General features: G+C 40.4%; 7 protein-coding genes and 2 pseudogenes. 8 read left to right on the forward strand and 1 reads right to left on the reverse strand.

Annotated elements, in window-relative coordinates:
- The 8 genes and pseudogenes from rpsB to ACXAC4_RS19050 form a co-directional block, all read left to right on the forward strand.
- Positions 1–310, forward strand: a 310-nt coding sequence (gene rpsB / locus ACXAC4_RS19015) for a 30S ribosomal protein S2 (RefSeq protein ID WP_475164687.1), incomplete at its 5' end; no start/stop codon positions are given.
- Positions 311–493: 183 nt separating this feature from the next.
- Positions 494–745: a hypothetical protein gene (locus tag ACXAC4_RS19020; RefSeq protein ID WP_475164692.1), complete on the forward strand. Its 252-nt coding sequence runs from the start codon at positions 494–496 to the stop codon at positions 743–745.
- On the forward strand, positions 741–1,154 hold the full coding sequence (gene tsf / locus ACXAC4_RS19025) for a translation elongation factor Ts (protein WP_475164700.1): 414 nt from the start codon (positions 741–743) through the stop codon (positions 1,152–1,154). The genes ACXAC4_RS19020 and tsf overlap by 5 nt, the downstream gene beginning before the upstream one ends.
- A complete protein-coding gene (locus ACXAC4_RS19030) occupies positions 1,151–1,282 on the forward strand; it encodes a hypothetical protein (RefSeq protein ID WP_475164694.1) in 132 nt (43 codons plus the stop codon). The genes tsf and ACXAC4_RS19030 overlap by 4 nt, the downstream gene beginning before the upstream one ends.
- 109 nt (positions 1,283–1,391) lie before the next feature.
- Positions 1,392–1,634 (forward strand): annotated as a pseudogene (locus ACXAC4_RS19035) (amino acid kinase family protein); the annotation flags it as partial.
- Entirely contained in the window at positions 1,609–1,854 is a 246-nt protein-coding gene (locus ACXAC4_RS19040; RefSeq protein WP_475164696.1) for a hypothetical protein, read from the forward strand. The pseudogene ACXAC4_RS19035 and the gene ACXAC4_RS19040, both read left to right, overlap by 26 nt.
- Positions 1,855–2,210: 356 nt before the next feature.
- Entirely contained in the window at positions 2,211–2,618 is a 408-nt protein-coding gene (locus ACXAC4_RS19045) for a ribosome-recycling factor (RefSeq protein WP_475164701.1), read from the forward strand.
- 44 nt (positions 2,619–2,662) lie between these two features.
- Positions 2,663–3,070: pseudogene (locus ACXAC4_RS19050) on the forward strand (class I SAM-dependent methyltransferase); the annotation flags it as partial.
- A gap of 64 nt (positions 3,071–3,134) precedes the next feature.
- On the opposite strand, the gene ACXAC4_RS19055 reads toward ACXAC4_RS19050, so the two are convergent.
- A partial coding sequence (locus tag ACXAC4_RS19055; protein WP_475164697.1) for a hypothetical protein occupies positions 3,135–3,381 on the reverse strand: 247 nt, incomplete at its 5' end.

The raw sequence follows: 3,381 nt of genomic DNA on the forward strand, positions 1-3,381 counted from the left end.
TAAAAAAGAGTTAGAGCGTCTTGAGAAATTCTTAGGCGGTATTAAAGATATGAAAGGTCTTCCAAGTGCATTATTCGTAGTAGACCCTCGTAAAGAGCGTATTGCAGTTGCTGAAGCACGCAAATTACACATTCCAATCATCGGTATCGTTGATACGAACTGTGATCCAGACGAAATCGATCACGTTATCCCAGCAAACGATGATGCAATTCGTGCTGTAAAACTTCTTACATCTAAAATGGCAGACGCGATCCTTGAAGCAAAACAAGGTGAAAGAAACTGTTACTGCGTAACAAAGTTGGAAAGGTGATAAGGGGTTCGGCCTTTTATCACCTTTTTTAAGGTATAAACACCTTTATAAAAAGTATAAATACATATTTTAGGAGGATGAAAAGTATGGCAATCACTGCTCAAATGGTAAAAGAATTACGTGAAAAAACTGGCGCAGGTATGATGGACTGCAAAAAAGCTTTAACAGAAACTAGACGGCGACATGGAGAAGGCAATTGACTTCTTACGTGAAAAAGGTATTGCGAAAGCTGCTAAAAAAGCAGACCGCATTGCTGCTGAAGGTTTAACTGTCATCGAAGCAAACGGTAACGACGCTTTAATCTTAGAATTAAACTCTGAAACTGATTTCGTTGCGAAAAACGAAGGTTTCCAAGCATTAATTAAAGAACTAGCTGCTCACTTATTAGCTAACAAACCTGCTAACGTTGAAGAAGCTATGACTCAAATCAATTGAAGGCGGCAAAACAGTAGAAGAGCACATCAACGAAGCAATCGCTAAAATTGGTGAAAAACTTACACTTCGTCGTTTCGAAATCGTATCAAAAACTGATGCAGATGCATTCGGCGCTTACCTACACATGGGTGGACGTATTGGTGTATTAACAGTTCTTGAAGGTTCTACTGATGAAGCAGCTGCTAAAGATGTAGCAATGCACATTGCAGCAGTTAACCCTAAATACATCGACCGCGATGCTGTAACAGCTGAAGAAGTTGAGCATGAGCGTCAAGTATTAACACAACAAGCATTAAACGAAGGCAAGCCTGAAAAAATCGTTGCAAAAATGGTTGAAGGTCGTCTAGGCAAATATCTTCGAAGAGATTTGCTGTACTTGACCAAGCATTCGTTAAAAACCCTGATATGAAAGTTCGTCAGTTCGTTGAGTCTAAAGGCGGAACATTAAAAGGATTCGTTCGCTACGCTGTTGGCGAAGGTATCGAAAAACGTGAAGACAACTTTGCTGAAGAAGTAATGAACCAAGTGAAAAGGTAGTAATCTAATACAGGATTTTAGGGAACACATTGTGTTCCCTTTTTTAAAATAAAGATTGTAAGCAATTGGAGGTTCATTATGAGCTAAACCGAAATATAATCGTGTCGTTTTAAAGTTAAGTGGAGAAGCTTTAGCTGGAGAGCAAGGATTTGGAATTAATCCAACTGTTATTAAGTCAGTTGCAGAACAAGTAAAAGAAATTGCAGAACTTGATGTAGAGGTTGCTGTTGTTGTTGGTGGCGGTAACATTTGGCGTGGGAAAATTGGAAGTGAAATGGGCATGGATCGTGCAGGAGCAGATTACATGGGCATGCTTAGCTACAGTTATGAATTCATTAGCTCTTCAAGATAGCTTGGAGAATATTGGAATCCAAACTCGTGTACAAACTTCAATTGAGATGCGTCAAGTGGCAGAGCCTTACATTCGCCGTAAAGCAGTTCGTCACTTAGAGAAAAAACGTGTTGTTATCTTTGCTGCAGGCACAGGTAATCCATACTTCTCTAACAGATACAACAGCAGCATTACGTGCAGCGGAAATCGAAGCAGACGTTATCTTAATGGCGAAAAATAATGTGGATGGCGTATATAGCTGCAGATCCATACTATTGACCCAACGGCGACTAAATACGAAACGCTTACCTACTTAGATGTATTAAAAGAAGGTTTAGGTGTCATGGATTCTACAGCTTCTTCTCTTATGTATGGATAATGATATTCCATTAATTGTATTCTCGGTTATGGAAAAAGGTAATATTAAACGCGCCGTTTTAGGCGAAAATATTGGAACAGTTGTAAGGGGGAAATAAATATGGTGACAACAAGTATTGACAGTCTTCAAATGAAAAAATGATGAAAAAGCAGTTGCATGCTTATTCTCGTGAATTAGCCAACAGTTCGCGCTGGTCGTAGCAAGCTCGTCTGTATTAGATAAGGTACACAGTTGATTACTATGGTGCACCAACACCTAGTTGTGCAATTAGCGAGCATTACATGTTCCAGAAGCACGTTTACTTAGTCATTCAACCTTATGATAAAACTTCTATCGGTGATATCGAAAAAGCAATTTTAAAAGCAGATTTAGGCTTAAACCCTTCTAATGATGGAACTGTAATTCGTATATGCATTCCCTGCATTAACAGAAGAGCGTCGTCAAGTGAGCTTGTTAAAGTTGTGAAAAAATATGCTGAAGAAGCAAAAGTTGCTGTTCGTAACGTACGTCGTGACGGAAATGATGATCTGAAGAAGCTTGAAAAAGCTGGCGAGATCACTGAAGATGATTTAAGAGGATATACTGAAGATATCGCAGGTGCTGACTTCCGAAGGAGATTGACCTAGCTTAACCTTAGCAATACGTAATCTAGCCAAGTAGATCAATATTGTCGCACCGCTTAGATAAACATGATGTGGAATATAAGCAAACAGAATCAGGGCATTATATTTTAGTGCAAGCTGACCTAAACGACTTTTGGCGCCTTGCGCTAGAAGCTGGTTGGCAGCCAACGCACCATTACTTGTTATATCCAAATCCTTGGCCAAAAGCTAAGCATATTGGTAGACGTTGGCATGGTGCCCCTGTCTTTCCATTTATTGTGAAGCTAGGTGGTATTTTAGAAGTGCGCTCTAATTGGGATATTTACGTTAAAGAGTTTGCACGAGCGCTAGAATTAGCAGGCCACCCAGCTGCGGTTGAAGCGTACGAGAGTGACACTGCCATCACGCCGTTTGAGCGAAAATACTGGGCGAGCGGGCAATCTAGTACACGTTTGAAACTAGATTTATCTCGCTAAAGCCTGTTTTCAAACTCATTAAAAAAGGGCTGTCTAGCCCTTTTTTACATTGATACTCAAAGGTCTATGCACTCGCCTGATACGTCGTATGCTCTTCTGGGCATTTGATATGCGGCGTGGCCTTGCCAATATAACCCCCTTGTAAGTAAGTAACACCAGCTGCACTGAGCAGTTCGTACTGTACTTCGGTTTCTACATTACCGACGATCAAGTGCATTTCTCTGTCTTTACACAAACGTGCTAAATGCTCGATAAAAGATAGCACCTGTTCAGGTGCTGTGTAAGAGGTGAATCTAACCGTCGTTAACCTT

It is taken from the genome of Pseudoalteromonas sp. AWM4_233, assembly GCF_056158285.1.

Bases quoted from the DNA above. Each gene is read 5' to 3' on its own strand.
- ACXAC4_RS19020 (WP_475164692.1), top strand. From the start codon at position 494: ATGGAGAAGGCAATTGACTTCTTACGTGAAAAAGGTATTGCGAAAGCT.
- ACXAC4_RS19030 (WP_475164694.1), top strand. From the start codon at position 1,151: ATGAAAGTTCGTCAGTTCGTTGAGTCTAAAGGCGGAACATTAAAAGGA.
- ACXAC4_RS19040 (WP_475164696.1), top strand. From the start codon at position 1,609: ATGAATTCATTAGCTCTTCAAGATAGCTTGGAGAATATTGGAATCCAA.